This is a genomic window from Kitasatospora sp. NPDC101157 (assembly GCF_044768255.1).
Lineage (GTDB): Bacteria > Actinomycetota > Actinomycetes > Streptomycetales > Streptomycetaceae > Kitasatospora.
This window is the reverse complement of sequence record NZ_JBIWPL010000028.1, coordinates 46,174-71,219: the sequence shown is the minus strand read 5'-3', so window position 1 is coordinate 71,219 and position 25,046 is coordinate 46,174. Positions and strand designations below refer to the sequence as shown.

At 71.5% G+C, this 25,046-nt stretch carries 23 protein-coding genes and 1 pseudogene; 12 read left to right on the top strand and 12 right to left on the bottom strand.

Annotated elements, in window-relative coordinates; translation table 11 throughout:
* Window positions 1-255: 255 nt before the first annotated feature.
* The 4 genes from ACIRVF_RS35975 (at window position 256) to ACIRVF_RS35960 (ending at window position 5,776) form a co-directional block, all read left to right on the top strand.
* A complete protein-coding gene (locus ACIRVF_RS35975) occupies window positions 256-1,170 on the top strand; it encodes a helix-turn-helix domain-containing protein (RefSeq protein ID WP_402827736.1) in 915 nt (304 codons plus the stop codon).
* Between the two features lie 253 nt (window positions 1,171-1,423).
* Window positions 1,424-2,389 (top strand): restriction endonuclease, encoded by a 966-nt coding sequence (locus ACIRVF_RS35970; RefSeq protein ID WP_402827733.1) that lies wholly within the window; start codon window positions 1,424-1,426, stop codon window positions 2,387-2,389.
* A 9-nt stretch (window positions 2,390-2,398) separates the two neighbouring features.
* Entirely contained in the window at window positions 2,399-3,958 is a 1,560-nt protein-coding gene (locus tag ACIRVF_RS35965; protein WP_402827730.1) for a hypothetical protein, read from the top strand.
* 660 nt (window positions 3,959-4,618) lie between these two features.
* On the top strand, window positions 4,619-5,776 hold the full coding sequence (locus tag ACIRVF_RS35960) for a site-2 protease family protein (protein WP_402827727.1): 1,158 nt from the start codon (window positions 4,619-4,621) through the stop codon (window positions 5,774-5,776).
* A 144-nt stretch (window positions 5,777-5,920) separates the two neighbouring features.
* On the opposite strand, the gene ACIRVF_RS35955 is transcribed toward ACIRVF_RS35960, so the two are convergent.
* Window positions 5,921-6,367, bottom strand: a complete 447-nt coding sequence (locus ACIRVF_RS35955) for a universal stress protein (RefSeq protein ID WP_402827724.1) — start codon at window positions 6,365-6,367, stop codon at window positions 5,921-5,923.
* 673 nt (window positions 6,368-7,040) lie between these two features.
* Between ACIRVF_RS35955 and ACIRVF_RS35950 the strand changes: the two genes are divergently transcribed.
* Complete coding sequence (locus ACIRVF_RS35950; protein WP_402827721.1) at window positions 7,041-7,457, top strand: Hsp20/alpha crystallin family protein; 417 nt, start codon at window positions 7,041-7,043, stop codon at window positions 7,455-7,457.
* Between the two features lie 211 nt (window positions 7,458-7,668).
* Here the strand turns inward: ACIRVF_RS35950 and ACIRVF_RS35945 are convergent, their stop codons facing one another.
* Complete coding sequence (locus ACIRVF_RS35945; protein WP_402827718.1) at window positions 7,669-7,839, bottom strand: hypothetical protein; 171 nt, start codon at window positions 7,837-7,839, stop codon at window positions 7,669-7,671.
* Window positions 7,836-8,177, bottom strand: a complete 342-nt coding sequence (locus tag ACIRVF_RS35940) for a BON domain-containing protein (RefSeq protein ID WP_402827715.1) — start codon at window positions 8,175-8,177, stop codon at window positions 7,836-7,838. The genes ACIRVF_RS35945 and ACIRVF_RS35940 overlap by 4 nt, the downstream gene beginning before the upstream one ends.
* Before the next feature lie 139 nt (window positions 8,178-8,316).
* Here ACIRVF_RS35940 and ACIRVF_RS35935 point away from each other — a divergent pair.
* Window positions 8,317-8,457, top strand: a pseudogene (locus ACIRVF_RS35935) (exodeoxyribonuclease III); the annotation flags it as partial.
* Between the two features lie 569 nt (window positions 8,458-9,026).
* Here the strand turns inward: ACIRVF_RS35935 and ACIRVF_RS35930 are convergent.
* From ACIRVF_RS35930 to ACIRVF_RS35915, 4 genes are all read right to left on the bottom strand, one after another.
* Window positions 9,027-9,740: a YoaK family protein gene (locus ACIRVF_RS35930; protein ID WP_402827712.1), complete on the bottom strand. Its 714-nt coding sequence runs from the start codon at window positions 9,738-9,740 to the stop codon at window positions 9,027-9,029.
* A gap of 82 nt (window positions 9,741-9,822) precedes the next feature.
* Complete coding sequence (locus ACIRVF_RS35925) at window positions 9,823-11,700, bottom strand: amidohydrolase (RefSeq protein ID WP_402827844.1); 1,878 nt, start codon at window positions 11,698-11,700, stop codon at window positions 9,823-9,825.
* 91 nt (window positions 11,701-11,791) lie between these two features.
* Window positions 11,792-12,415: a CE1759 family FMN reductase gene (locus tag ACIRVF_RS35920; protein ID WP_402827709.1), complete on the bottom strand. Its 624-nt coding sequence runs from the start codon at window positions 12,413-12,415 to the stop codon at window positions 11,792-11,794.
* A gap of 17 nt (window positions 12,416-12,432) precedes the next feature.
* The gene (locus ACIRVF_RS35915; RefSeq protein WP_402827706.1) at window positions 12,433-13,515 is read right to left on the bottom strand and encodes an LLM class flavin-dependent oxidoreductase; all 1,083 of its coding nucleotides are present in this window, start codon (window positions 13,513-13,515) and stop codon (window positions 12,433-12,435) included.
* Window positions 13,516-13,808: 293 nt separating this feature from the next.
* On the opposite strand from ACIRVF_RS35915, the gene ACIRVF_RS35910 reads away from it, so the two are divergent.
* From ACIRVF_RS35910 to ACIRVF_RS35895, 4 genes are all read left to right on the top strand, one after another.
* Window positions 13,809-14,471: a hydrolase gene (locus ACIRVF_RS35910; protein ID WP_402827703.1), complete on the top strand. Its 663-nt coding sequence runs from the start codon at window positions 13,809-13,811 to the stop codon at window positions 14,469-14,471.
* 29 nt (window positions 14,472-14,500) lie between these two features.
* Complete coding sequence (locus tag ACIRVF_RS35905; protein WP_033354361.1) at window positions 14,501-14,983, top strand: DoxX family protein; 483 nt, start codon at window positions 14,501-14,503, stop codon at window positions 14,981-14,983.
* A 144-nt stretch (window positions 14,984-15,127) separates the two neighbouring features.
* Complete coding sequence (locus tag ACIRVF_RS35900; RefSeq protein ID WP_402827700.1) at window positions 15,128-16,552, top strand: dihydrolipoyl dehydrogenase family protein; 1,425 nt, start codon at window positions 15,128-15,130, stop codon at window positions 16,550-16,552.
* A gap of 188 nt (window positions 16,553-16,740) precedes the next feature.
* Entirely contained in the window at window positions 16,741-17,508 is a 768-nt protein-coding gene (locus tag ACIRVF_RS35895; RefSeq protein ID WP_402827697.1) for a GPR1/FUN34/YaaH family transporter, read from the top strand.
* A 380-nt stretch (window positions 17,509-17,888) separates the two neighbouring features.
* Here ACIRVF_RS35895 and ACIRVF_RS35890 read toward each other — a convergent pair whose 3' ends face one another.
* Window positions 17,889-18,443, bottom strand: coding sequence for a Dps family protein (locus ACIRVF_RS35890; RefSeq protein ID WP_402827694.1), 555 nt, complete (start codon window positions 18,441-18,443; stop codon window positions 17,889-17,891).
* 251 nt (window positions 18,444-18,694) lie between these two features.
* Between ACIRVF_RS35890 and ACIRVF_RS35885 the strand changes: the two genes are divergently transcribed.
* Complete coding sequence (locus ACIRVF_RS35885; RefSeq protein WP_402827691.1) at window positions 18,695-19,531, top strand: alpha/beta fold hydrolase; 837 nt, start codon at window positions 18,695-18,697, stop codon at window positions 19,529-19,531.
* A 161-nt stretch (window positions 19,532-19,692) separates the two neighbouring features.
* Entirely contained in the window at window positions 19,693-20,613 is a 921-nt protein-coding gene (locus tag ACIRVF_RS35880) for a VOC family protein (protein WP_402827688.1), read from the top strand.
* Between the two features lie 46 nt (window positions 20,614-20,659).
* On the opposite strand, the gene ACIRVF_RS35875 is transcribed toward ACIRVF_RS35880, so the two are convergent.
* The 4 genes from ACIRVF_RS35875 to ACIRVF_RS35860 all read right to left on the bottom strand — a co-directional run bounded on the left by ACIRVF_RS35875 (window position 20,660) and on the right by ACIRVF_RS35860 (window position 25,017).
* Window positions 20,660-21,715, bottom strand: coding sequence for an alpha/beta hydrolase (locus ACIRVF_RS35875; RefSeq protein ID WP_402827685.1), 1,056 nt, complete (start codon window positions 21,713-21,715; stop codon window positions 20,660-20,662).
* Window positions 21,712-22,476, bottom strand: coding sequence for an alpha/beta fold hydrolase (locus tag ACIRVF_RS35870; protein ID WP_402827682.1), 765 nt, complete (start codon window positions 22,474-22,476; stop codon window positions 21,712-21,714). Before ACIRVF_RS35870 ends, ACIRVF_RS35875 begins: the two co-directional genes overlap by 4 nt.
* A gap of 32 nt (window positions 22,477-22,508) precedes the next feature.
* Window positions 22,509-23,357: a helix-turn-helix domain-containing protein gene (locus tag ACIRVF_RS35865; RefSeq protein ID WP_402827679.1), complete on the bottom strand. Its 849-nt coding sequence runs from the start codon at window positions 23,355-23,357 to the stop codon at window positions 22,509-22,511.
* A 334-nt stretch (window positions 23,358-23,691) separates the two neighbouring features.
* Window positions 23,692-25,017 carry a PucR family transcriptional regulator gene (locus tag ACIRVF_RS35860; RefSeq protein WP_402827676.1) on the bottom strand — a complete coding sequence of 442 codons (1,326 nt, stop codon included), beginning with the start codon at window positions 25,015-25,017 and terminating at the stop codon, window positions 23,692-23,694.
* Window positions 25,018-25,046 lie beyond the last annotated feature (29 nt).

The window sequence follows — 25,046 nt, the reverse complement described above, 5'->3', positions numbered from 1 at the left end:
CGCCTCCTGGAAGTGGATTCGGTTCCGCAGAGAGGAAGAGGGCACGGGCGGGCCTCGGGGTCCACCTGCGTTTCCCAGGGATCTGCGGTGATTCCACGGTTCCACGCCGGACGACGACTGTGCAGGGTAAGGATTCCTACCCCTCTCCTGGGCCGTTCGAGTACGCAACGCGACCGGCGGCCTACATGGGGGGTAGCGTTTTCTACCCCCCCGCCGTCACACCGCTGCGGGTGATCGCCGCAGTACCGTGGCCGCATGGGCACGGACGCGAACCGCAACGAACTCAGCCAGTTCCTCAAGGCGCGGCGCGCCGAACTGAGCCCCGAGACGCTCGGGCTGCCCTCCGATGGCCGGCACCGACGCGTGCCCGGCCTGCGCCGCGAGGAGGTCGCCCAGCTCGCCTCCATCAGCGTCGAGTACTACACCCGGGTCGAACAGGGCCGCCTCAAGGCGTCCGCCCCCGTCCTGGCAACCCTGGCGACAGTGCTCCGCCTGAACCAGGACCAGCGGACCTACCTCCTCGAACTGGCCGGCAAGGACGCTCCGCGCCCCCGCCGCCCGCACACGCAGAAGGTCAGGCCGCAGACCCTGCGCCTGCTCGACCTGCTCGGCGCCCCCGCGATCATCCTCGGCCGCCGGATGGACATCCTGGCCTGGAACCCGCTCGCCGCCGCCCTGCTGACCGACTTCTCCCGGCTCCCCGACAAGCAGCGCAACTACGCCCGGCTCGTCTTCTCCGATTCCGAGATCAGGGAGCGCTACAGGAACTGGGAGACCATAGCGCCGGACTGCGTCGCCTTCCTGCGCATGGAAGCCGCACGCCATCCGGACGACCCGCAGCTGAGCGAACTGGTCGGCGACCTGGCCATCAAGGACCCCCACTTCCGTCAGTGGTGGGCCGCCCACAACGTCGCCGCCCAGACCGCCGGCGTCAAGAAGCTCAACCACCCGCTCGTCGGCGAAATCACCCTGGACTGGGAGACGCTCGCCTGCGCCACCGACCCGGACCAGCAGATCGTCGTCTGGACCGCGGAACCGGGCACCCCCAGTCACGAAGCCCTGGCCTTCCTGGCCTCCTGGGCCACCACCCAGCCCTCCGCACCCGCTCCCCCGGATGCCGGCGAGCTCGACCGTTCGGCACAGTCCGACCAGCACCGCGACCGCCGCTGAACTCCCCTCGCCCTGTGGCCTTGTGACGCAGCCGGACGATGGAAACGCTGACGAGAGGGCCGGCCAGGAGAAGTGGGCCGCCACTCCGCAACCGCTTGGGGTGCCGGTGCTGCGGCCAGCTATGCCGACAGCTACGAGGTCGTGTTCTCAGCCGAGTTGAGGACAAGTCGCGCGGTCAGATGGATGATGGTTTCCATCGCGGAGGCATGCCTCCGTAGCCATTTGCCGCGAAGAGTCGGGAGCACCGCCCTCAATGGCCCATGACGCCGCGTACCACTGGCCCCCAGAGCTGATGGCCTTGTTGACAGACACCATCCCCTTGCTCTGCCGCAGCAAGGACGACGTCGTCAACTTCCTACGCGGCGCAGGAACCAACGAGGCACTCCTTGGCAGGTTCCGCCAGCAACTCGCGGTTGACCGCAGCGCGGTGAGCAAGTACGAGATCGCCCGCGAGGTGATCAGGCAACTGAACGAACAGGGCGACCAAAGCCTCGGGGTGCGCCGTGCGCTGCTGCGCCGGGTCACCGAGTTCGAGGACTTCTCGACCTGCTGGCCCGACGACCAGCTCAAGGCCCGCGGTCTCGTCGGGCAGATACGCCAGGTCGTCGGTGTGAAGGACTCCTTCACCCGCATGCAGCAGGAGCGCGACCGGGAACGCGAGGCGCACCTGGCCGATCGCCGAGCTGCGGAGGACGAGCGCAGGCGTCGGAGCGCCCTCTACTCGGACCTGAGGGCACAGATTGCTGCTCTCTTCTCGATGGGAGATGCACAGAAGCGCGGCCTGGAGTTGGAGGCTCTCCTCAACCGTGTCTTCGCCCTCGACGGGATCGGCGTGAGGGAGTCCTTCACTCTCTGGCTGGAGGACGGCGAGGCCGCTGAACAGATCGACGGTGTCGTCGAGCTCGACGGCCAGACTTTCCTCGTCGAGGTGAAGTGGTGGGCCAAGCCGCTGGACGTCAACCCGGTCAGCCGCCACTTGGTTCGGCTCATGGGCCGCCCCGATGTCAGCGGACTGATGATCTCAGCATCCGGGTACAGTGCCCCGGCGGTCGCGGAGTGCGAACGCTTCCTCACACACAAAGTGATGGTGCTCGGCGAGCTGCGCGAGTTGGTGCTGCTCTTGGAGCGCGAAAAGAGTGTTGCCGACTGGCTGCGGGAGAAGACCCGCAGAGCGAAGCTGGACCGGCGCCCTTACACCGTCCTCGACGTCGACTTCTAGGCCCCGGAGATGAACGGCGCTGTGAATCACGAGCCCTTCGTACGCCAGCACGCCAGCCCCGGAGGATTCGGATTCGCCAGAACCGGTCTCGACTCCGAACGAGTAGAGCGCCTGCGCACCGGCCCGCTGGATGACGTGACCGACCTGGATGCCGCCTACGAGCTCATCCGAATCGCCAGGACGGACCTGGAGGCGTTCGCCACCGGTGGCACGGGACGCCTCGACGACAACGAAATGGCCGTCCTTCTCGGGGCGCTCCCCATGGTGCTTCGACGACTCGAAGTGCCATTCGCCCCGCCCTTCCGGGACTTCAAGAGCTTCAAGGGCTACTGGAAGCAACACGGCATGAGTGGCAGCTACGATGCCCGGCGCAGATACCTCGCCGGACTCTTCGAGCCCGTACTGGGCAAGCTCGACACCCACCATCCACATCTAGTGCACGACCGCCCGCGATCTCACCGAATCACCGATGTCACACGCAGGCGATTGCGCGAACGCCTGCCGATCAACTGGTGGGGCACGCTCGACGAGGTACAGTTCCTCGGCCACCTGTACGACCTCGACAACCTGCCCAGCAACGACCCCAGGCACACCACCGCCACCCAGGACATCGGGCACCACTGCATTGCCGATCCGAACGACTGGGAGGCGGACTGGATCTGGACCGACCCTAGATTCGCTCTCGCGGACGGCGACGAATACCTGCTCCGGTTTCTTGCCGAAATGCTCCATCCCGCGGTCCGCACCGACGCCACAGAAGTCGAGCAGCTCCGTGCCCGCATCAACGCAGCACTGATGCACGACGGATTCGAACTCGCCGAGACCGACAGCATCAGTGGCGCACCCGTGTTCACGCCCTGCCCCATCGGCGCCGGCGTTCCGGGCACCATGAAGAACCTGATCTTCGCCTCCAACGGGCCCAAACCGGAGTTCGTACTCGGCGACGCCATCAACAACGACCTCCTGGTCGTGAAGAACGGCGAGTTCTGCCTCCAGTACGACCGTCCCCTGGGAGCTTCCGGCCTCACATGGGGCAGCTTGATGGACTGGTGGCGGACCCAGGTTCCCTTCCCCGAAGACGCGACAGATCAAGCCGTCGGGCATGCCCTCTACAAACGCCTCTGGACTTCACTACACCACGACCCGCAACACCCTGACGCGACCACCCCCGAGCAGCTCCTCTTCCGAACCTACTGTCGGCACTTTCCGATCAACGAGGCAGGAGCCGCCTACCCCGCACTGCTCCCCCAGGTCTACTTGCACCTCGACCCTCGGACCCGCGCAGAACGGGGAGGCAAAGACAGCGTCCTGGGCCGCGAACGCATGGACTTTCTGCTCCTACTCCCCGGAGCTGTGCGAATTGTCGTGGAGGTCGACGGCAAACAGCACTACGCCGAAGGCGACATTGCATCTCCGCGCCTGTACTCGAAGATGGTCTCCGAGGATCGGGCCCTACGGCTCAAGGGTTATCAGGTGTACCGATTCGGCGGACACGAGCTCACACAGAACACAGCGCCAGCGATGCTTCGAGACTTCTTCGAGACCGTCGTCGACGATCAAGGCCGCTGAGGATTCGACACTGCACCTCCACGACCAGTCACACTGCGTGGCGCCGCGCAGTGGGCTGTGGACCAACCTCGTGGTCTCCGCTCGACGCTTCTCGATGCCTCTCATCGGTTGACGCCGCCGAGTGTGCACTGGTTGTGAAATGATCGACCGCCTCGCGGATGCAGCCCTCCGCCGTCGCAGCCCATGCCTCCAGTCGCAGGTCCGCGGTGTGCGGCACGGCCCGATGACCGCTCCGCGACCCTTGCAGCCCGGTCACCGCCGACAACTCCCCTCGTGCCCGTCCGCAGCCGAATCCGCCTCACCGTTCCAGGCTGGTCCCGTGCACCAGTGCGGGCAATCCGTACCGGGTGCCGCAGACGGACACGGCCGCGAAGGCGCTCGGTAGGCCTTAGCCCTGGTCCTCGCTGCCGAACATCACCTGACCATGCACGTCTTCGACGCCGCCGCGGCCGGTGCGATGCGCGCGATCCGCCGGGGCCCGCGGCATCGGCGCCCGCGTCTCCGGCGGCGATCCGGCCGGGCAGCTCCCGGCAGCACGAGGCGACGGCTCTGGGGGTCCGACAGCCCTGGCGGCAAGCCCGTACGGCCCTCTGCCGGCCCTCGCGGCGGGAGGACAGTGGAAGCCTCGAAGGCCTTCGACACACTCCCGGAGAGGCCGGCATGCACGGGTCCGCACGGCTGGGCAGGATCTTCGGCATACCGCTGCGGATCCACTGGAGCGCGCCCGTCCTGATCCTGTTCCTCGGCGTCGGCCTGGCCAGGCAGACTCTCCCCGCCTGGGTTCCGGGCCGCTCCGCAGCCGCCTACGCCCTCGCGGGCCTGATCGGGGCGCTGCTGCTCACCGTGAGCCTGCTGCTGCACGAGGCGGCCCACGCGGTCACCGCGCGCCGCGCCGGCATTCGCGTCGACGACATGACCGTCTTCGCACTCGGCGGCCTCACCCGGATGGGGCGTCCCCCGAGCCCGCGGCTGCAGTTCGCCGTCGCCGGGATCGGGCCGCTCACCAGCCTGGTCCTGGGCGGACTGTCCCTGGCCGCCGGACTCGGCGCGCTGCACACCGTGCACTGGGCGGTGCCCTCGGCGGTGTTGCTGTGGACCGGCTGGACCAACCTGCTGCTCGGTGTGTTCAACCTGCTGCCCGCCGCGCCCCTGGACGGTGGCCGACTCCTCCAGGCGGCGGTCTGGTGGCGCCGGGGTGACCGTGAACGCGCCGAGCGTGTCGCCGGGCGGGCCGGTCAGGCCGTCGGTCTCCTGCTGTCGGCCGCCGGCTGGGTCGGGCTGCTCTACGGTAACGACGCCGGATTCTGGTTCGTCCTCGTCGGACTGTTCATGTGGTCGTCCGCCACGGCCGAGGTCCGCCGCGCCGCGCTGGTGGCCGCACTGCGCGGCGTCCGGATCGGCCAGGTCATGATCCCGGCGACCGCCGCGCCCGACTGGCTCACCGCGGACCGGCTGCTCGCCGCCGACCCCGCCGCCCACGCCCACGCCCACGCCCACGCCCACGCCCACGCCCACCGGCCGATGGTCCCCCTGGTCGACGTCGACGGCCGCGCGAGCGGCCTGCTCGACCTGCGCCGCCTCGCGGCGCTCCCACCCGCCCGCCGTGGCGAGGTGCGGGCCCGCGAGGTCGCCACGCCCCTGTCGCGCTGTCTGACCGCCGTACCGCAGGACGATCTCGTCGAGGTCCTGGACCGTGCGGCCGCGCCGCCGCCGGTCCTCGTCCTGGACGACGGCCGACTGGCCGGGATCGTCACCGTCGACGTCCTCGACCTGATCGCCCGCAGGCGCCGTGCCGCGAGCCGGAGCACCCTGCGCTGAACCCGGCGGACGACCGGTCGGCGATCTCCACGGGCTGCCGCGAGGCAGGGCAGAACCGGCACCAGAGCGGATCCCTGCCAACCCTGCAGGACGGCCGAGAAAACCGAGCAGTGACCCGCGGTCGGCGGGCGCGGCAGCTCTGCGTCAGCGATCGCGCACGATCACGACTGAACACGGCGCGTGCTGGGCGCAGTGCTGGCCGACCGAGCCCAGCAGGGCACCAGTGAAGCCGCCGACCCCTCGGCTGCCCACCACCAGCAGCCTGACGTCGTCAGCCGCGGCAGCCTTCAGCAGCACCTGCGCCGCAGTGCCCTCCTCCACACGGGCGGTGATCTCCACCGGGACTTCGACGCCCACCGCCTTCTCGATGCTCTCGGCCAGGACCTTCCCCGCGATGTCCGCGAGCGCCTGCTCCTCGACGGCCGGGACCCTGCTGCCCCATCCGGAGAACGGCGGCTCCCAGGCAAGGACGGCCTCCACATCCGCGCCGGTCAGCTCCGCCTGCCGAACTGCCCAGCGCAGTGCCCGCCGGGACTGCTCGGAGCTGTCCACCCCGACGACGATCCTCCCCCGAGTCTGCTTGACGGTCATGGCCTACCCTTCCCGTCAGTCCGAGGGCGTCCTGGCAGCCATCGCAAACGCGGGCTGCCCGGCGCGCCCCGGCACCTCCTCCTGGCAGCATCGGCCGAATCTGCCGGACCCGCACGCCGACGCCGGGTAGCTACTCGGGCAACCGAGCGGGTACCACGCGCCCGCCCGGTCGGGCCAGCCCGACCGTGTGCCCGGAGCCGCCGCCTCGACGCTCCGCAGCCGCTCCTCGCTCCGGCGCCGGAGGTCGGGGGTCGGCGAGGCAGTGGGCAGTGGCGGGGTCTGGCCCGCCCGGTCGGATGCCGGGTGGGGAAGCGACTGCGTGTGATCATCTCCTGCCTCCGCCCCCGTCATCCGCCACCGGGACACCTCAGGCAGGGCCGCCCGGACCCACCCAGTCGGGCCCGCCGCCACACTCCCGGAGTGCGGCACTGGGCTGGATCGCCGGAGGGCCGCGGCGCAGCGCGGCTTCGCAACCTTGGAGCCTCGGTGCTGCGCGGAGTCGCGTGTCGGCCGTCCGCCTCCGATCGGGGCCGCAGCTGTAGCGCACTGTCACAACCCGCGAACACGGTGACCGGATATGGGAGTTGATGTAGGGCGACTGGCTCCGATCGCGGTCCGGCGGTCGGCGCAGCAGCATGGAGGAAAGGGGTCACCCAAGCGAGGAGGGTGCGAGATGGCCGGCGATCCGCTTCAGCGGCGTGCGCGCTGGTGGCCGTCGTTCTCGGAGCTGTTCGAGGACTTTCCCGCGGACCTGCGGATGGGCGAGCACCTCATCCGGGTCGAGGAGTCTGAGGAGGGCGGGGCCTACGTGGTGAAGGCCGAACTTCCGGGGATCGACCCGGACAAGGACGTCGAGATCACCTTCGAGGGCGGGGTCCTGACCGTCCATGCCGAACGCAGCGAGGAGAAGAAGGAGAAGCAGCGTTCCGAGTTCCGCTACGGCTCCTTCACCCGCAACATCAGGCTGCCCGACGGTGTGAAGGAGCAGGAGATCACGGCCAGTTACGACAAGGGCGTGCTGACGGTGAAGGCTCCCATCGGCGAGGCCGGTAAGCCGACTCGACGGATAGAGATCTCCAGAGGAACCTGACACACGACCAGAGCGGACCTCGCCGGGCCGCTTCCGGAGTCGGCAGGGGCCCGCTCGTCCGCCCGCCCCAAGCCGTCCGGAGGTGCTCCGGCCTGTGGCGGTCGGACATGTCGGTCCCCACGCGGGCAGTGGCCGAACGCCCCGCCTTCGCGGGCCGGTCGGCCCGATCCGACCGGCCGGCGACGTCCGATCCTCGGCCGCGCCGACTCGCTCAGCTGGGGAGCCGCTTGGACCAGCGCGGCTCGACCTGGCGCCACTCCGCGTCCCACTGGGCGTAGCGGTGGTGGTTCAGCGCGCGGACCGAGCCCTTGCGGGCGAGCCACCGCTGGACGCGGTCCGAGGTGGTGTGGCGATCCGGGCCCGGGACACCGCGCCCGATCACTTCGGGTGCGTGGCCGCGGAGTGCGGTCCGGGCATGCCGCGCGTCACGGCGGCGCCTATGTCGAGGTGGCTGCCGTCCGACGTGTGCTGGAGCGTGTGGTGGACGGCCACGACCCCGTCCACGGCGCGGCACAGTCGCTCGATGACCGGGATGAGGCTCTTGCGGTCGACCGTGCCGGTCAGGGTGACGACGCCGTCGTCGACGCTGACGTGGACGGCGTCGGGCGGGAGCCAGAGCGTGTGGTCGAGGACCCATTCCTTCGAGAGCGCGTGCCGGGTCGCGGACTCCGCCTGGATCAGGTGCGAGACCTTGCCCTCGTCCCCGTGCGTGTCCGACACACGCGAACCCACCACTGCCCGAACCGGCGCGAAGCCGTCACAATGCCCATGGGCCTCCCCCTACCGCCCAGGCCGGCAGACACCCTCGAACAGGCTGTTCTCGAACGAGTGGGCTCTTTTAGAAAAGGCGTCCATCCGCTGGAGGATCGACCTCATCGCGACGACTCCGGGCATCGCGGACAAATGCATCGCGGCCTATGTCGAGCGGGCCACCTCCCACGCGGAGCGTTGGAGCGACCACGCACCCGTCACGGCCGCGTTCGACTTCGGCGACAACTGACCGACAGGCAGCCGCAATTGGGCAGATTCAAGCAGCGGCGCCGGCCTCCGGCAACCCCAGCCCATCCCCACTCACGCCGGCGAACGAGGCCTGCGGTCTCGCCCGACCGGCTTTTGACAAGTCGATTCGTTGCACCGCCTCGCGCCACGGGCGTCGCGGCCACTGACTGGCGAGAAGGCCTGGTGACACCGACACGGGATCGGCCGGGGTGGCTCCCCTATCCCCCGCCGGCGTACCTCACCGGTGAGAGTACGCCAGTGGCGGACGCACCTGCTTCAAGTAACCACATCAATCAACCTCAACTGGAATAGCCGCCTCGAACACGTGAGCACGGCCGGGCCCCCGGGCTTCTCGTGTGGCCTCAGTGGCGTTGGGGTGGCGGTCGTGGTGGAGGGCGAGGTGTTGCCGGAGCAGGCCAGGGAGCCTGCGATGGTGTTGCCCTCGATCTCGGGGCGGCTGTCCTCGGGGGAGGGCCCGGTGCCGGTGTTGCCGGTGACCATCAGGGATCCGCCGATGTGGTTGCCGACGGCCTCCAGGCCGCCGGTGTTGTTCGTCAGCCGTCCCGCCTGTCACTCGCGGTAGAGCAGGAGGGTGCCGCCGGCCAGGACCGCGCTGGCGACCAGGGCCCAGGCGGTCTGTCCGTGCAGCACGAGGACGGCGCCCGGGGCGGCGCCGGCGAGCATGGTGGCGACGGAGAGGAGCTTCCTGCGCCTGCGGGGGGCGGAGCCGCCGGCCAGGCGGGAGTCGGCGGCCAGGCCGGTCAGGGTCAGGGTGAGCACGGTGGTGGTGAGGTCCGGCACGCCGAGGCCGCGTACGGTGCCGTTGCGGATGCCCATCGCCAGGGCGAGCAGGGCGATCACGGCGTACTGTGCGGGGCCGGGGCCGTCCGCGTTCCGGACGAAGACGATGGCGGCGGCCGCACCGTACAGCGCGACCTCCAGGATGAAGACCGTGCGCAGCTGTGCGGGGCGCCGGGTTCCGGCGTGCCGGGTGGCGATCCGGCCGGCCAGGAGCGCGCCGAGGAGGAAGGCTGCGAGCGAGGTCAATGAGCCGGTGACGGAGAATCCGGGTGCTCCGGCAAGCGCGAAGGCGATGACGACGACGTTGCCGGTCATGTTCGCGGTGAAGACGTGGCCGAGGCCGAGGTAGCTGACGGCGTCGATCAGACCGCTGACCAGGGTGAGGCCGAACAGGGCCAGTGCGAGCGGGTGGCGGTCGTGGATCTTCGGTCCGGGCAACGGCGGCGGGGGTGCGGTACGGGAATCGGCTGCGGGTGTGGTCACGACGGTTCCTCGGGCGGCAGGGGGGATGTGGGCGGGGGCACCGCCGTGGTCCGGCGGCGCCCCGGGTGGAGTCGGCTTCCAGTCAGAAGAAGCAGGGGTCCAGCTGCACCTGCGGCTGCCCGGGGAGGGCGAGGCCGCGAGCCGCGCGCCAGGCGCGCTGCTCGCCGGAGGCCGCCACGGCCTCCAGCACGCCTTCGGCCTGGCGGACGCCGGCCAGGCTGGGGGCGGGGGTGGCGTGGTAGCCGCCGAACCGGGTGATCGGGCTCCAGGACGGCGACACCTCGGGCAGCTCGGGGGCCAGCCCCTGGTGCTCCGCCGCGGCGTGGACGATGTGTCCGCCGACGACAGTGAGGACGGACTCGATGTGTGCGATGTCGGCCTCGGGCACGCTGAAGTAGTCGGCGCTGAGCAGTGCGAGGTCCGCGTAACTGCCGACCGTCAGGCGGCCCTTGACCTCTTCCTCGCCGGTGAGGCGGGCACCGCCGAGGGTGTAGAGCTCCAGGGCCTGCTCGCGGCTGAGCCGATTGTGCTCGGCCGCGAGGCGCCGGCCGCTGACGGCCCGGCCGGAGACCAGCCAGTGCAGGGCGACCCAGGGGTTGTAGGAGGAGACCCGGGTGGCGTCGGTGCCCGCCGCGACGGTGAGGCCGCGGTCCAGCATCGCGCGCAGCGGCGGCGCTTCGGCGGCGGCCGGGGCGCCGTAGCGCGCGACGAAGGCTTCGCCCTGGAAGGAGAGGCGGTTCTGAACGGACACGGAGCCGCCCAGGGCGGCGATGCGGTCGAGGCTGTCCGGGCTGACGGTCTCGGCGTGGTCGAAGAGCCAGCGGTTCCCCTGCGGGAAGAGCCCTTCGGCCGCGAGCTTCTCGAAGACGGCGAGGTCGCGGCGGATGGTCTCGTCGTAGGTGGCGTGCAGCCGGAAGCCCCAGCCGTGCTCCGTCAACAGACGGACGGCCTTCTCGAACTCCGTCTCATAGGTGCCCAGTTGCGGCCTGGGCTCGGTGAAGTTCTCGAAGTCCGCGGCGGCCCAGGTGAGGTTCTCCCCCGCGCCGTTGAGGCGCAGCCACTCGTCGCCCTCCCCGGGACGCACGGTGTTGACCCAGCGGGTGAGGTCGTCCAGTTCCTGCCCCGCGGTCTGCGGGAAGAGGTGGTAGGCGATGCGCAGCGTCAGCTCGCCCTGGCGGGCGAGTTCCATGACGGTGCCGTAGTTCTCGGGGAAGCTCTGGAATCCACCGGCGGCGTCGATCGCGGAGGTGAGGCCGAAGCGGTTCAGCTCGCGCAGGAAGTGCCGGGTGGAGCCGAGGCGGTCGGCCTCGTCCAGCATCGGGGCCTTGGCCAGGGTCGAGTAGAGCAGCAGCGCGCCGGGGGCGGCGATCAGCAGGCCGGTGGGCTCGCCGTCGTGTCCGCGGACGATCTGGCCGCCCGCCGGGTCGGGGGTGTCCCGGGTGAAGCCCGCGGCCCGTAGGGCTGCCTTGTTGAGCAGCGCCGACTGGTAGAGGTGGAGGACGAAGACGGGGGTGTCGGGCGCCGCGGCGTTGAGCTCCGCCAGGGTGGGCAGGCGCCGCTCGGCGAACTGGTCGGCGGACCAGCCGCCGACCACCCGCACCCACTGGCCGGGCGGGGTGCGCTCGGCCTGGAGCCGGAGCATCGCCAGGGCCTCGCGCAGCGTCGGGACGCCGTCCCAGCGCAGCTCCAGCACGTAGTTGAGGCCGCCGCGGATGACGTGCAGGTGAGCGTCGTTGAGTCCGGGGACGGCCCGGCGGCCGAGCGCGTCGACCACCCGCGTGTCCGGGCCGACCAGCGGGGCGACGTCCGCGTCGTTACCGACCGCCTGGATCAGTCCGTCCCGGATGGCCACCGCGGTCGCCCGGGGGCGGCGCGGGTCGTTGGTGTGCACCTTGGCGTTGCGCACGACGAGGTCGGCGGGCTGTTCCGGAGCGCCGGGGCGGATTCCGGCAACGGGCATGGTGGACAAGGGAGGCCTCTTCCTTCGGTGGAGTTCGATGGAGTTCGGTGGTGTTGGTGTTCGGTGGTCTTCGGTGGGGGCGGGCGCGGGGTCAGTGGAAGCCGAGAGCCGAGGGGGTCACCGCCGGGCCGCCGTCCGGCCGGGGATTCGCCCGGGCTGCGAGGACCAGCGCCGCGAGTTCTCCCCCGGCTCGGTCGATCCGGGCCGGCAGGCTGTCGGTGCGGGTGTCGCCCGTCCCGCCCCAGTCCTCGGATGCCGCGAAGACCGCGGTCGGCGCGACGAGCGCGCGCTGGTAGGCGAAGAGCGGGCGCAGCGCGTGTTCCAGGGCCAGGGAGTGGCGCGCGGTGCCGCCCGTCGCGCCGATCAGCACCGGCTTGCCCGCCAGGGCGCCGGGGTCGAGCAGGTCGAAGAACGACTTGAACAGGCCGCTGTAGGAGGCCGAGAAGATCGGGGAGACGGCGATCAGCGCGTCCGCCGTGCTCACCTCCTCCAGTGCCTCGCCCAGCGGCTGGGCGGGAAAGCCGGAGAGCAGGTGGTGCGAGATGGGGGTGGCCAGGGGACGCAACTCCCGCAGGTGCAGCAGGACTTCACGGTCGGCCCGGGCCAGGTGGCTGGTGGCGGCCTCAACGAGGCGGTCCGCGAGCAGGCGGGTGGACGAGGGCTGGCCGAGGCCGCCCGAGATCACGGCGAGCGTGATCGGCGAGGTCGATTCCATGGGGGACTCCGTCCTGGTCAGGAGGCGTCGGGGACGTTGTCCCGGATCGTGGCGTGGGTGGGGGCATCGGGAACGGTCGCGGGCCTGCCCTTGGCGAACTCCTCGCGCAGGACGGGCACGACCTCCTCGCCGAGGGTGTCGAGTTGCTCCAGCACCGTCTTGAGCGGCAGGCCGGCGTGGTCCATCAGGAACAGCTGGCGCTGGTAGTCACCGACGGCCTCGCGGAAGCCGAGCGTCTTCTCGATGACCTCCTGCGGGCTGCCGACGGTCAGCGGGGTCTGCTCGGTGAACTCCTCCAGCGAGGGCCCGTGCCCGTACACCGGCGCGTTGTCGAAGTACGGACGGAACTCGCGCACCGCGTCCTGGGAGTTCTTCCGCATGAACACCTGCCCGCCGAGGCCGACGATCGCCTGCTCGGGCGTGCCGTGGCCGTGGTGGGCGAAGCGCTCGCGGTAGAGCTCGACCATCCGCCGGGTGTGCTCCTGGGGCCAGAAGATGTTGTTGTGGAAGAAGCCGTCGCCGTAGTACGCGGCCTGCTCGGCGATCTCCGGGCTGCGGATCGAGCCGTGCCAGACGAACGGCGGCACACCGTCCATCGGCCTGGGCGTGGCGGTGAAGGCCTGCAGCGGGGTGCGGAAGCGGCCTTCCCAGTCGACCACGTCCTCGCGCCAGAGCCGGTGCAGCAGAGCGTAGTTCTCCACCGCGATCGGAATGCCCTGGCGGATGTCCTGGCCGAACCACGGGTAGACCGGGCCGGTGTTCCCGCGCCCGAGCATCAGGTCGACACGGCCGTCGGCGACGTGCTGCAGCATCGCGTAGTCCTCCGCGATCTTCACCGGGTCGTTGGTGGTGATCAGCGTGGTCGCGGTGGACAGGATGATCCGCTCGGTCCGCGCGGCGATCCAGCCGAGCATGGTCGTCGGCGAGGACGGGACGAACGGCGGGTTGTGGTGCTCGCCCATGGCGAAGACGTCCAGGCCGACCTCCTCGGCCTTGAGCGCGATGGCCAGCATCGCCTTGATCCGCTCGCGCTCGCTCGGCGCCCGTCCCGTGGTCGGATCGACCGTCAGGTCGCCAACGCTGAATATCCCGATCTGCACGGGTTGCCGCCTTTCCGCTGGCTGATCGCGGCCCGACGGGGCCGCCCGGCGAAACCTAGGCAGCCGACACGCGCGAAGGACTTCCGCAGCGCATGACCGATGGCCCCGCAGCGCACTGAAGCGGTCGGCCGGCCCGGTTCGGCCGGTCGTGCATTGTCAGGACAATCCCGGGCGCACAGCGGGCAGAACACCCGGGCCGCCGCGCACTAGCGTCGTCGATCGAGGCGACCCGGTGATCCGGGACGGTCTGATGCCACGTCAATTTCCTGCATTCACAAGAAAAGAGAAGACCCATGGTCGACTTCGCGAACGTTCACGCCGCTCCGAGCCCGGACCTGCTGACCCCCGACAACGCGATGATGCTGTTCGTCGACCACCAGCCGCAGATGTTCTTCGGCACCGGCAGCGGCGACCGCACCGCGATCATCAACGCCACCGTCGGCCTGGCGAAGGCCGCGAAGATCTTCGACGTGCCGACCGTGCTGTCCACCGTCGCCGCCGAGTCCTTCTCCGGCCCGATCCTGCCGCAGCTGAAGGCCGTCTTCCCCGGCCAGGAGGTCGTCGACCGCACCACGATGAACGCTTGGGAGGACGAGGCCCTGGTCGAGGCGGTCAAGGCGACCGGCCGCAAGAAGATCATCCTCTCCGGCCTGTGGACCGAGGTCTGCCTCGTCCTGCCGGCCCTCTCCGCACTGGACCAGGGCTACGAGGTCTACGTCGTCGCCGACGCCTCCGGCGGGGTCAGCCCGCTGGCCCACGAGCACGCCCTGCAGCGGATGACCGCCGCCGGCGCCGTGCCCGTCACCTGGATCCAGGTCCTGCTGGAGCTCCAGCGCGACTGGGCCCGCACCGAGACCTACGTCGCGGTGACCGAGCTGGTCAAGGAGCACGGCGGCGCCTACGGCATGGGCCTGGTCTACGCCCAGTCCATGATCAACCCGCACGCCGCCGGCTGACCGACCGCACCGACCCAACGGAGTCCGAAATGAACACGGGCCTTCTCCTGCTGCGCCTGGTCGCCGGCCTGCTCATCGCGGGCCACGGCGTCCAGAAGGTCAGCTTCCACCTCGGCGGCGGCGGCCTGGAGGGCGGCAGTGCCGAGTTCCGGGGCGACGGCTTCCGCGGCGGCAAGCTCACCGCGGTAGCCGCCGGCGGCACCCAGGTCGGGGCCGGACTGATGCTGGCCCTCGGCCTGCTCACTCCGCTGGCCGGCGCGGGCGTCATGGGGGTGATGACCGTCGCGCTGACGGTCAAGTGGCCCCACGGGCTGTGGGTGCAGCACGACGGGTACGAGTTCCCGTTCGTCCTGATCGTCATCGGCGCGGCGCTGACCGCCACCGGCCCCGGACAGTGGTCGGTCGACGGGGCCCTCGGCCTGGCCCAGTGGCCGCTGTGGTGGCTGCCCGTGGCCCTCGTCGCCGGTGTGGGCGGCGGCCTGGCCACCCGGCTCGCGCTGCACCGCGCCTGAGGCGGCCGCGACCGAACGGGCTCGGGCCCCTGGACAGTTCTGCTGCCCAGGGGCCCGTTCGCGTGCGGGGAGGGCGCCGACGGCAGCTCATTCAATCGAGAACGACCGCCGCTCGCCCGGGGAGTGGCACGGAGGTGGCTGAAGATGAGTGGATCCGAAGAGTTCGACGTCGTGGTGCTGGGCGCCGGTCCGACCGGCGAGAACCTCGCCGATCGCGCGAGGGCGGGCGGCCTGAGCGTGGCGGTCGTGGAGCGGGAGCTCGTCGGGGGCGAGTGCTCGTACTGGGCCTGCATGCCGAGCAAGGCGATGCTCCGCCCGCCGTCCGCCCTGCGGGACGCGCAGCGGCTGCGCGGCGCCCGGGGGGCGGTCACGGGCGCTCCGGACGCCGTGGCGGTGCTGCGCCGGCGCGACGCCTTCGCCTCGCACTGGCAGGACCACGGCCAGGTGGCCTGGCTGGACTCCGCCGGGATCACGCTGGTCCGCGGGCACGGCCGGCTGGACGGCGCGCGGCGCGTCGTGGTGGACGGCGCCGACGGAACCCGCCGCGTGCTGACCGCGCGGCACGCCGTAGCGGTCTGCACCGGCACCCGGGCCGCCCTGCCCGACCTTCCGGGCCTGGAGCGCGCGGGCGTGTGGACGAGCCGTGAGGCGACCAGCGCCGCCGAGGTCCCCGCCCGGCTGGCCGTCGTCGGCGGCGGCGCCGTCGCCGCGGAGATGGCCACGGCCTGGAGCGCGCTGGGCAGCCGGGTGACCCTGCTCGTCCGCGGGTCCGGGCTGCTGCCGCGGATGGAACCCTTCGCGGGCGAGCTCACCGCCGCCGCCCTCCGGGGCTCCGGTGTCGACTTGCGGACCGGGGTGTCGGTGCACGGCCTCAGCCGCGACGGCGAGGTCGTCCTGGACCTCGGCGAGCACGGCGAACTCCGCGCCACCGAGGTGCTGTTCGCCACCGGGCGGCGGGCCGCCACGGCGGACCTCGGGTTGGAGAGCGTCGGCCTGGAACCCGGCGGCTGGATAGAGGTGGACGACACCGGGCTGGCCGTCGCCGTGGACGGCGGCTGGCTCTACGCCGCCGGCGACGTCAACGGCCGCTCCCTGTTGACCCATCAGGGCAAGTACCAGGCCCGGGTGTTCGGCACGGTGATCGCCGACCGAGCGGCCGGCCGGGAGCTGGACCTCGCCCCCTGGGGGCGCAGCGTCGCGACCGCCGACCGGGCCGGCGCGCCCCAGGTCGTCTTCACCGACCCGGAGGCGGCCTCGGTCGGCCTCACCCTCGCCGACGCGACCGCGCGGGGCCTGCGGGTGCGGGCCGTCGACTACGAGATCGGCGACGTGGCGGGCGCCTCGCTGCACGCCGACGGATACCGCGGCCGGGCACGGGCCGTCATCGACCTGGACCGGGAGACCGTGGTGGGGGCCACCTTCGTCGGCGCCGGGGTCGCGGAGCTGCTGCACTCGGCGACCGTCGCCGTCACCGCCGAGGTGCCGATCGGTCGGCTCTGGCACGCGGTGCCCGCCTACCCGGCCATCAGCGAAGTCTGGCTGCGCCTACTGGAGACGTACCGCGGCTGAGGCCCGGCTTCCTCGGCGGGCACGGGCACAACAGTGGCCGTACACATCGGGTCAAGTCCCGGACCATCCCAACTCATAGTCTTCTGAGGCGATTTCGCCCCACCAACCGGGCGCGTCGCCGAGGAAGCGGGTGGCCGCCCTGTCGGCGGCCACCCCAAGGACGCGAAGTATCGAGAGCGAGGAGCGAGATGATGGTGGCGGCAACGAGGGAAGACGAGCGCGCGCGTGAGCCGGACCCGACGGTGGCCGGGATCGAGACGCCCACCGGCACGGATCCGACGGCCGGCACCGGAGCCGAGCCGAACCTGCACGCCATGACACGGATCACCCTGCGGCCGATCGCCTCGCCGATGCCCCTGGGCTTCTTCACGGTGGCCATCTCCTCGGTCGTGACCAGCAGCCTGCAGCTCGGCCTTGTCGACGGTGCGCACCGGCAGGCCGTGGCACTCACGGTCTTCTCCGCCTTCGTGCTCCAACTCCTGGTCAGCATCCTGGCGTTCGGTGCCCGGGACGTCATCGCGGCGACGCTGATGGGCGGGTTCGCCGGCGCCTGGCTGGCCAACGGGCTGGTCACGTCGACGGACGCCCACGGCGGGGGCCAGGTGCTGGGCGTGATGAACCTGGCCTTCACGGTCTTCGCCGCGCTGATGGCATCGGTGGCCAAGCCGAAGAAGGTGCTGTGGGTGCTACTGCTGATCGCCGTACCGCGCTACTTCGTCGCCGGCCTCTACGGCCTCTCGGGTGCGGCCTGGCTGGGCCGGTCCGCCGGGGCGCTCGGCATGCTCCTGGCCGCAGTCGCGATGTACGCCGCCTACGCCCTGATGTTGGAGGAGCTCCGGGGCAGGGAGGCCCTGTGGATCGGTCGCAGCGGTCATGTGCGGGAGGCCATGCACGCGGGGCTGGCCGACCAGCTGAACCGGCTGGAACGGCAGGCCGGTGTGCGCCGGACCCTGTAGTCGGTGGCCCCGTCCGACCGTCCGCATCCGACGGCGGGACGGGACTCGGCTGTGCTCCGACCCGGTCCTCGGGGACGAGCACAGCCGAGTCGCGTTTGTCCACGGCCTACGGGGTCCGCGGCACCGCTCCCCGGCCGCGACCGCGCCCGCCGCGGGGCCCTGGCGGGGGAACGGATGTCGTCCGGGCACGGCACTCCAAGGACGACGGGTGGGACAGGTACGGCCGCCCACCGGCCGAACCACCGGCCGCCCGCACGGCCTCCGCGATCGCGCGGGCAGCGCCGAAGCCGGTGAACGGCACGAAAAGGTGCCGGGCCCGCCGACGAACGGACCCGGCACTGAGCGGGCCGGGCCCGCCGACGAACAGACCCGGCCCGCGGTCACGCCCCGGTCTCGGGGGTGACGACCAGGTGCTCGGCGAGGAACCAGACCTGGGTCTCACCGGTGCGGACGATCTGGGAGACCAGGAGGTCCTGGGTACCGTCGTCGCCGAGCCCAGCCACCCGGGTGGCGGCGTCGCGGACGTCGGCGAGGATGGTCTCGTGCGCGTCGAGGAGCCGGGAGAGCATCGAGTGCACGTCCTCGATGCCGTCCGGCGGGCGCGGCACCCCGGTGATCCGCGCGGCGTGCCGGGGGTCGCCCACGGCGACCCCGCCGAGCGTCTGCACCCGTTCGGCGAGCGCGTCGACCAGCTCCAGTTGCTCCTGGGCGTGCTTGTCGAAGAGCAGGTGCAGTTGGTAGGCGGTCGGCCCGTGCATGCCCCAGTGGCACTTCTTGTACAGCGCGTACAGGAACTGGGTGTCCGCGAGGACGCGGTTGAGCCGCTGGCACGAGTACTGCCGGGCGTCGTGGGAGAGCGCGATCGGCAGCTGGATGACGCTGCCGAACTCCCGGATCTCGGCGGCGTGTTGATGAAGGTGTGGCTGGCTGGTCATGGCGCTCCTGGGGACAGCTGGACTGTTCGGGGAACAGGCTAGGAACGCGCGAGCCCACGGCCTGTTCCGACCGCGCACTGCCTACGGTCCTTCCGCGCATCCGCGTGGGAGTTGAGCCCGCGTGAGCCGCCGGGCGCACGCGGAGCACTCTCGGACGACACCGGGTGCTCTCACGGGCAACAAGCCGGTGGCGGCCGCCCCTAGTGTGAGCCCCATCGCAGCCACACGCTGTCCGGAAGATAGGAAACCCCATGCCGTTCATCACCGTTGGCCAGGAGAACTCCACCTCCATCGACCTCTACTACGAGGACCACGGCACCGGGCAGCCGGTCGTCCTCATCCACGGGTTCCCGCTGAGCGGGCACTCCTGGGAGCGGCAGAGCGCCGCGCTGCTCGACGCCGGCTACCGGGTGATCACCTACGACCGCCGCGGTTTCGGCCAGTCCTCGCAGCCGACCATCGGCTACGACTACGACACCTTCGCCGCGGACCTCAACACCGTGCTGGAGACCCTCGACGTCCAGGACGCCGTGCTGGTCGGCTTCTCGATGGGCACCGGCGAGGTCGCCCGGTACGTCTCCCGGTTCGGCTCCGCCCGTGTCGCCAAGGTCGCCTTCCTGGCCTCCCTGGAGCCGTTCCTGCTGAAGACCGACGACAACCCGGACGGCGTCGCCACGAAGGACTTCTTCGACGGCATCGTCGCCACCGTGAAGGCCGACCGGTACGCCTACTACACCGCCTTCTACCAGGACTTCTACAACCTGGACGAGAACCTCGGCAGCCGGATCAGCGAGGAGGCCGTCCGCAACAGCTGGGACGTCGCGGCGAGCGGCGGTTCCTTCGCCGCCTCGGCCGCCCCGACCACCTGGTACACGGACTTCCGCGCCGACATCCCGCGCATCGACGTCCCCGCCCTGATCCTGCACGGCACCGGCGACCGCATCCTGCCGGTGGAGAACACCGCCCGGCCGTTCCACCGCGCGCTGCCCTCCGCCGAGTACGTGGAGATCGAGGGCGCGCCGCACGGCCTGCTCTGGACCCACGCCGAGGAAGTGAACACCGCGCTGCTCGCCTTCCTCGCGAAGTGACCCGGACGGCCGCGTTCCCCCGACCGCGGCCGTCCGTCCCATCGCCGGGACCGCCGTCACCGCCCCAGACCCGGACGGCGACGGCGGTCCCGGTCACACAACCCGCGCCCGGAGCCCGTTCGAGCGGGCTCCGGGCGCGAACCATGACCAGGAGGTCACCCGTGAAGCTTCGACTCGCCCGACGCGTGGTCCCGTTGGTCGCGGCGGTCGCCGCACTGACGGCGATCCCCACCGCCTCGGCGACCCAGAGCACCCCGGCGAAGCCGGGACCGCACCAGCAGTTCGCCGTCGGCCCGCAGTACGACACCACCCACGTCTACGTCGCACCCGGCACCGAGCAGGCCTTCGTGACCAGCTGGACGTCCACCTTCGGCGGCACCACGATCGGGCCGGTCTCCACCCAGGTGACCCCGACGCCCAGCCGGACGCTGTCCGAGCTGGTGGTGTCGCCGGTCGGCACGCTGTCGGTGTTCGACTACACCACGCCCGTCCCGTACCCGTTCGGCACCGAGCGCACCGGCTGGCTGGTGACCGACCTCGACCAGGCGGTCCGAGCCGCCCGCGCCGACGGCGCGGCCGTCACCGTGGCGCCGTTCGCCGACCCGATCGGCCGGGATGCCGTCGTCCAGTTCCCCGGTGGGATCAACGCGCAGCTCTACGTGCACAACGCCCCGACGTCGTACCCGGCCCTGGCCGACGTGCCGGAGAACCGGCTCTACCTGTCGCCGGACTCGGTCCGCGCCTTCCTGGACAGCTACCTCGCCTTCACCAGGGGCCGCATCGTCTCCGACGACCGGCACGCCGACGGCGCCGCGATCGGCCTGCCGGGGACGACCTACCGGCTCATCCGTCTCACCTCCGGCTTCGGCACCACCACCGTCACGGTGACGGACGGCCACCTGCCCCACCCGTTCGGTCTGGAGACCACCGGCTACGGCGTGCCGGACCTCGGCGCGACCCTGAACCGGGCGAAGGCCGCCGGCGCCACGGTGCTGTCGGGGCCGGCCCGCGCGGGCGGCCGGGAGAGCGCGATGGTCCGGTTCCCGGGCGGCTACGTCGCGGAGATCCACACAGACCGGTGACCGCCCCCGCAGGCCACGCCCGTACCCGGCGCTGCACCGCCCGCCCTCACCAGGACGGGCGGTGCAGCGCCATGTGGACGGTATCGACGACCTGCAGCAGCGCGGCCCTGGCTGTGCCGGTGGGGCAGCGTGCGCCGAGCAGCAGGAAGCCGTGCGACACCCCCTGGTAGCGCGTCGCCACCACCGGGACGCCCGCCAGCCGGAGCCGGGCGGCGTAGGCCTCGCCCTCGTCCCGCAGCACATCGGCCTCGGCGGTGACCACCAGCGCCGGGGGGAGCCCGGCGAGCTGTTCCAGGGTCGCCCGCAGCGGCGCGGCGACGGCCTCCCGCCGCCGGTGCGGCTCCGGCAGGTAGTCGTCCCAGAACCGGCGCATGTGGTCGCGGTGCAGGAAGTACCCGGTCGCGAACCGGCGGTAGGAGGCGGTGTCGAAGTCCGCGTCGGTCACCGGGCACAGCAGCACCTGGTGCACCAGCCGTACGTCTCCGCGCTCCCGGGCGAGCAACGTCAGGGCCGCCACCAGATTGGCCCCCGCGGAGTCACCTACGGCGGCGATCCGGTCCCCCACCAGCCCGACCTCCTGGCCGTGTGCACGGATCCAGCGGGCCACGGCGTAGCACTGCTCGACGGCCACCGGGTAGCGCGCGGCGGGCGCCCGGTCGTACTCCACGTACACGACGGCGGCGTCGGTACCCAGGGCGACGTCCCGGATCAACGGGCCGTAGCAGGCGGCGTCCCCGAGCGACCAACCCAGACCTGTCAGGAACAGCACCACCGGGCTCGGCTCGGCACCGCCGACGGGCCTGGTCACCTGGACCCGCACCCGCCCGGTCGGTCCGAACGGCAGGGCGAACCACTCCGACGTGGTGCCGTACGGATCGTCCTCGTACTCCTCCTGCCCGCTGTCGGAGCGGCCGTCGGAGGTGGGAGCGGCGAGGTCCGGCAGTTCCGTCGTGGACCGGCCGGCTCCGCCGTCCAGGAACTCCGCGAGTTCCCGCTCCAGCACCGGGCGCCGGCCGCACGAACCGCTTCCGACCTGCTCGGACGGGCAGCACCCGGGGTGCGGATCCTCGACCGCCCCCGCGACGACCGTTTCGTCGCTCACCGGTTGCGTTCTTTCCGCCCGGCAGACACCTCGGTCGGGCCTGGCCCGGCCCCGGCGGCGTCGTGGATGAGTTCCGCGACCGTGGTAGGCCGGGAGACGGCCACGGCGTGGGAAGCGTCGGGCAGTTCGAGAGTGGTGGCGCCGGCGCGCCGTGCCGTGAAGCGTTGGATCGGCGGCGGCAGCGCCCGGTCGGCGCCCGTCACCAGGGCCCAGGAGGGCTTGGTGCGCCAGGCCGCCATGGTCGGTGCGTCGGTGAACACCCGTTCGACAACGGGCCGTTGGAGCGCGGCGAGCACCTCCGCCACCTCCTGGTCCAAGTCGGCGGCGACGAACGGCCGGAAGCACTCCGCCGGAACGGTGAGTTCGGTCGCCCGGTCGTCGGTGGCGTCGGTGGCGAACTCGGTGCGCCGCAGCCGGGCGATCAGCGGCGAGGGGGTGAAGCGACTCGCGAGCGCGTCGTGACTCTCCCCCACGTCGGGGAGGTAGGCGGCCACGTAGACCAGCGAGATCACGTTGGGGGCGGCCCCGGCCTCCGTGATCACGGCGCCTCCGTAGGAGTGGCCGACCAGGACGACGGGGCCGTCCATGCTCGCGAGGACGGAGGCCAGGTAGGCGGCGTCGTGGGCCAGTCCGCGCAGCGGGTTCGCGAGGGCCAGGACGGTCAGGCCGCGTCGGTGGAGTTCGGCGATGACACCGAACCAGCTGGTCGCGTCGGAACAGCCGTCGTGGACGAGCACGACGGTGGGCCTGGTGAGGGGCATGGCGGCCTTTCGGATGGCACCGGGTGGAGGGATCAGGAGGCAGGGTTGTGGCCCTCGGTCCGGGTGGCGTAGGCCTGCCACTCGCGGGGCGAGACGCCGAAGGCGTCGCGGAACGCCCGGCTGAAGTGGGAGTGGCTGACGAAGCCCCAGCGGTGCGCGACGGCGGACACACTGGTCTGCCGACGGGACGGACGCTCCAGCTCCCGGCGACAGGCGTCCAGCCGGCGCCGCCGCACCCACTGGCCCACGGTCATCCCGTCCTGCTGGAAGAGCTTGTGGAGATAGCGCACCGAGATGTGCTGCGAGCGGGCGATCGATTCGGGCGAGAGGTCCGGATCGGCGAGGTTCTGCTCGATGTGGGCCCGGATCCGGGACAGCAACTCGGCCGCTCCGGTGGGGTGTTCCGGGTCCTCCCGGTCGAGCAGCTCGGTCACCAGGATGGCGACGACGTCGGAGACACTGCGCGCGAGATGGTTGCCCGGCCGGGCCCGGTGGGCCCGCGCCTGGGCGGCGAGGGTGCACAGGAACTGGGAGGCGAGCGAACCGATCCCCTCGCTCCCCCGCGCCATCAGCCAACCCGCGCGCCGGACGTCGCTCTGCCGGACGCCCAGGTAGAAGCAGGGGACGCGGAAGCGGACCATCCGGCACTCGGAGTCCTGCAACAGGCCCGCCGGGTGCGGGGTGGTGCCGATCAGCAGGTCCCCCGGGGCCAGCACGGTGCTGGCCCCGCCGCGTCGGACGGAGGCCGCGCCGTGGACGTGCAGGGCGACGTAGAGGCAGTCCTCGGGATCGGTTCCGGGCGGCGGGGAGAGGATGTCGATGCAGCCGTTGCCGACTTCGCGGGCGGCGTGGTCAAGCTGGCGGTGCTCGCTTTCGGGCATGGGTGAGGGACCCGACTGGCTCACGGGAGGCTCCGACCGGTTGGAAGTGGTTCTGTGCGGGTGCTGGGGGCCCGCCGCTCGGCACCCGCTGGTGGCGCCGCCGGCGACGGGGCGTTCAGGAGAGGAACTTCTCCATGACGGCGTTGGACTCGCCGGGGTTCTTGGTGATCAGTTGGTACACGGTGCTCGTTCTTGTCCGTTCGTGTCGGCTCCTGGGTTCAGGAAGCCCGAAACCGGCAGGTCATCGAGGAGGAGCGGCAGCTCGTAGTGACGAGTCTGGCTGTGCGCGGGGATCGTTGACCACCGACCGACGTAGGGATTGCCCGACGGGACTTCATCCCTCTGTAGCAACGGAGCTTCCTCGCTCTGTAGTGACGCGGCCCCGCCGCCCGGTGGCGGCCAGCCCGTCGCCGCCCGCAGCGCCGCCCTGGGGAGCCCGGAGCAGGTCCCACAGCCGCAGCCCCATGTGCAGGACGAGCCGGTGCGCGCCGCTGTCCAGGTCCAGGCCGGTGATCTCCTGGATCTGCCGAAGCCGGTAGTACAAGGAGGTGCGGTGGACCTCCAGGATCTCCGCCGTCCTGGGCACCGAACCGGCGTTCTCCAGGAAGCAACGCAGGGTCTCCTCCAGCCGAGAGCTTCCGCCGCCCTCCAACAGGCGCCGCAGCGGCTGCGGCACCAGCGAGTCGTTGAGCGCGTCGTCGGGCAACTGGAGGAACACGGCGTACTCCCCGAGCCGTTCCCAGTCGCCGATGCCCCCCAGCTGGGGCAGCCGGCGGGCCGCCCGGGCCGCCACCCGGGCCTGGTCGTACGAGGTCCACGCACCGGCGAGTGCGGTCTGGCGCCCACCCACGCCCACCACCGTGGCCGCCTCCTGACCCAGGAAGGTCTTCAGTGAGCGGACGACGGCGCGGCACTGCTGGTCGAGGTCGTCCTCCGCGGGCTCCCGTTCGAAGACCTGCACCAGGACCGCCCGGTCCTGCTCGATCGCCAGCAGGCCGAGGGCCGCCCGGGTCTGCCGGAACGGGTCCAGCGCACCGCGCAGCGCCACCGCGACCTGACCGGACGCCCCCCGCTGCCCCGAGACCGCCACGCTGGTCACCACGACATGGGGGCCGGCCGGCAGCAGGCCGTCGTCCACCAGGCGCCGGTGCGCCTCGCAGCGCTGCGCCGAGTCCGTGCCGACGAGCTGGTTCACCAGCCGGCGAACGTGTTCCTCCTCGACGTCCGAGGCCAGCCGCTCGGCGTACATCTCGGTCGCCACGGCGCGGGCGGTCCGGTCGATGGCCTCGGTCTCGGCCACCGTGAGGGGCTCTCCCGTCGCCACGACCATGAGGATGCCCAGCATGTGGCCCCGCTCGCGGACCGGGACGCAGTAGCGGGGCTGCAGCCCCAGGTCGTCGCGCCCCGGAATCACTCCCGGGCGGGTCCACTGGGCGACGCCCTGCGACAGCACGTAGCGGATGCTCTCGTCGTCCGCGACGCCCTGCAGCAGGGTGCGGACGCGCACCCTGTCCTCGTCGCCGAAGTGCCGGCTGGTGCAGATCATCCGCACCAGCGGGTCGTCGAGGACGACGGAACGGCCCAGCCTCTCCGCCAGGCCGTCCACCAACGACTGGACCGCCTCGCCTCCCGGACGAGCGCGTTGGATCCACTTCTTCATGATCAAAAGCCTCCCGGCGCCATTCATAC

Coding starts and splice junctions, on each gene's coding strand:
- ACIRVF_RS35975 (WP_402827736.1), top strand. CDS start 256: ATGGGCACGGACGCGAACCGCAACGAACTCAGCCAGTTCCTCAAGGCG.
- ACIRVF_RS35970 (WP_402827733.1), top strand. CDS start 1,424: ATGGCCCATGACGCCGCGTACCACTGGCCCCCAGAGCTGATGGCCTTG.
- ACIRVF_RS35965 (WP_402827730.1), top strand. CDS start 2,399: ATGAACGGCGCTGTGAATCACGAGCCCTTCGTACGCCAGCACGCCAGC.
- ACIRVF_RS35960 (WP_402827727.1), top strand. CDS start 4,619: ATGCACGGGTCCGCACGGCTGGGCAGGATCTTCGGCATACCGCTGCGG.
- ACIRVF_RS35955 (WP_402827724.1), bottom strand. CDS start 6,367: ATGACCGTCAAGCAGACTCGGGGGAGGATCGTCGTCGGGGTGGACAGC.
- ACIRVF_RS35950 (WP_402827721.1), top strand. CDS start 7,041: ATGGCCGGCGATCCGCTTCAGCGGCGTGCGCGCTGGTGGCCGTCGTTC.
- ACIRVF_RS35925 (WP_402827844.1), bottom strand. CDS start 11,700: ATGCCCGTTGCCGGAATCCGCCCCGGCGCTCCGGAACAGCCCGCCGAC.
- ACIRVF_RS35920 (WP_402827709.1), bottom strand. CDS start 12,415: ATGGAATCGACCTCGCCGATCACGCTCGCCGTGATCTCGGGCGGCCTC.
- ACIRVF_RS35910 (WP_402827703.1), top strand. CDS start 13,809: ATGGTCGACTTCGCGAACGTTCACGCCGCTCCGAGCCCGGACCTGCTG.
- ACIRVF_RS35905 (WP_033354361.1), top strand. CDS start 14,501: ATGAACACGGGCCTTCTCCTGCTGCGCCTGGTCGCCGGCCTGCTCATC.
- ACIRVF_RS35900 (WP_402827700.1), top strand. CDS start 15,128: ATGAGTGGATCCGAAGAGTTCGACGTCGTGGTGCTGGGCGCCGGTCCG.
- ACIRVF_RS35895 (WP_402827697.1), top strand. CDS start 16,741: ATGATGGTGGCGGCAACGAGGGAAGACGAGCGCGCGCGTGAGCCGGAC.
- ACIRVF_RS35890 (WP_402827694.1), bottom strand. CDS start 18,443: ATGACCAGCCAGCCACACCTTCATCAACACGCCGCCGAGATCCGGGAG.
- ACIRVF_RS35885 (WP_402827691.1), top strand. CDS start 18,695: ATGCCGTTCATCACCGTTGGCCAGGAGAACTCCACCTCCATCGACCTC.
- ACIRVF_RS35870 (WP_402827682.1), bottom strand. CDS start 22,476: ATGCCCCTCACCAGGCCCACCGTCGTGCTCGTCCACGACGGCTGTTCC.
- ACIRVF_RS35865 (WP_402827679.1), bottom strand. CDS start 23,357: ATGCCCGAAAGCGAGCACCGCCAGCTTGACCACGCCGCCCGCGAAGTC.
- ACIRVF_RS35860 (WP_402827676.1), bottom strand. CDS start 25,017: ATGAAGAAGTGGATCCAACGCGCTCGTCCGGGAGGCGAGGCGGTCCAG.